The 1,820-nt window shown below is 67.3% G+C and carries 2 protein-coding genes; one reads left to right on the forward strand and one right to left on the reverse strand.

Features of this window, described 5'->3' with window-relative positions; translation table 11 throughout:
- On the reverse strand, positions 1 to 755 hold a 755-nt coding region (locus PV721_RS43175; protein ID WP_319734314.1), incomplete at its 3' end, for a DEAD/DEAH box helicase family protein.
- A 349-nt stretch (positions 756 to 1,104) separates the two neighbouring features.
- On the opposite strand from PV721_RS43175, the gene PV721_RS43180 reads away from it, so the two are divergent.
- On the forward strand, positions 1,105 to 1,581 hold the full coding sequence (locus PV721_RS43180; protein WP_319734317.1) for a hypothetical protein: 477 nt from the start codon (positions 1,105 to 1,107) through the stop codon (positions 1,579 to 1,581).
- Positions 1,582 to 1,820: the final 239 nt, after the last annotated feature.

Below are 1,820 nucleotides of genomic sequence, written 5' to 3' on the forward strand. Positions count from 1 at the left end.
GAGCACGCGAGTTCCTTCGGCAGCCGGTCCCAACGAGGCCGAGGGACGTAGACCCGCCCCTCGACCTCCGCCTCCTCACGCTCCCTGCGCTCCGTCTCCTCGGCGCGCCGGCGCGCCTCCTCCTGCTCCCGCTCCTGCGCCCGGGTACGGGGCGGGCGCTCCATCCAGATCCGCGGCGTCGCGGTCATGTACAGCCGGCGCATCGCGGGGATGACCTCCTGGCGGTGGACATCGGCCCACGCCTTCCCCGCCGACCCGGACGTGCGGTGCGCCTCGTCGACGATGACCAGGTCGAACACGTCCATGGGTAGTCCGTACGCGCCTTCGTGGGCCTCGGCGATGACGGGCAGGGAGGCGTAGGTGGCGTACACCGTGACGGGACCGCGCCCGTGCCGCAGCCCCAGTTGCGGGGCTGAGGTCGTGGTCCGGACGTCGAGTTGCCACAGTTGCGGGTCGTCCTCAAGGGAGCAGACCGCGACGGCGGGCCCGGTGTGCCCGGCGAGCCGCCACTCCCGCACGGTCTGGGTGAGGAGATCCAAGGTCGGCAGGAGTACCAGGACCCGGCCGTGACGGGCGAGCCGGAGCGCGGCCGCGGCCGCGATGAACGTCTTCCCGGTCCCGCACGCGGCCACCACAGTGGCCCGCAGACCGCCCTCCGGGATCCGCTTTCCCAAGGGAATGTCCAGCCCCCGGACGATCGCCTCCACTGCTTCCTCCTGGTGGGGCCGCAGCACGATGTCACCGGTCTTCTGCATTCGGAACTCCATGAGATTTGATCGGCGAGAGACCCGTCGGGAGGGGGTGATGATGTTCTCGGGATGCTACACACCACATTATCCATGTGATGCACGCTGATGTCCCGAGATCGAATGCATCACGCAGCCCTCCGGGGAGTATCGGATCCCTACGTGACACCCCACCGCCGTCTTGCCCAGCGGGCCGGAGGGAGTCCTCCCGAAGCTGGTGGACAGTGTGTCCGGCCTAGCAGTAGCTGCAGCGGGGACGGCTCGCGCCCGGCAGGTCATGGTTCGTCACACCTATGTCAGGTGCGTCTGAGTATCTGTACTCAGGACTTGGTTGGGTGGGGCTGCGAGCCTCGGGTGCATGAGCAAGATCTACGGGGTTTTAGCGGGAAGCGCGGTTGCTGGTGCGGTCACGGGATGGTTGGCCAGGGTTTTGTGGTTGTGGTCGATCGCGGAGGACGAGCGTAGTTGCGAGGACAGTGTCTCGCTCTGCCTGACGTTCTATCCGCTTGTGGGGATCGGACTCTGGGTGATTCTGGGTGTGCCGATGCTCTTGCTGACCGTGTGGATGTTGGACGTGCGGCCGTTGAAAGCGACGGTCGCGGCGTCGTTTGCCTTGCAGTGGTTCATCATCGCCGTTCTCGCCGGCCTTTCACGGCACGATCTGCCTGAGTCTGCGGCCCTGAACGTGGGGGTCATGGCGGTTGGCCCGGTACTGGTTGCGCTCTGCGCCGATCCGGCACGGCGTAAGGCAGGGCTGGCCGCTGTAGGAGCGTTGGTGACGGTATGCCTCTCACTTGTCTGGCTAGCCAATCACGTGAATGGCTACTTCCTCTAGCCGGACCTGAAGGGGTGGGAGCGTCAGCGGACACCCCTTCGATGTCCGCGCTTGCGCGGACATCTGGTGACGCGTCAGCGCCACCAGCCCGGCGCTTGCGCCGGGCCTTTCCCTGGACGTCCGCTTGCGGACGTCAATCCCCGCGCTTGCGCGGGGATTTGCCGGAGCGTCAGCGAAGGCTGCCCGGAGCGCAGCGGAGGGCGTCTCTCCTGAGCGCGCCAGCGCTCAGGGTCCCGCTC

This window comes from Streptomyces sp. MB09-01, from assembly GCF_033794505.1.
Classification (GTDB): Bacteria; Actinomycetota; Actinomycetes; order Streptomycetales; family Streptomycetaceae; genus Streptomyces.

What these genes read in the sequence shown, in the direction of transcription:
- PV721_RS43180 (WP_319734317.1), top strand. Translation starts at nt 1,105, where the DNA reads ATGAGCAAGATCTACGGGGTTTTAGCGGGAAGCGCGGTTGCTGGTGCG.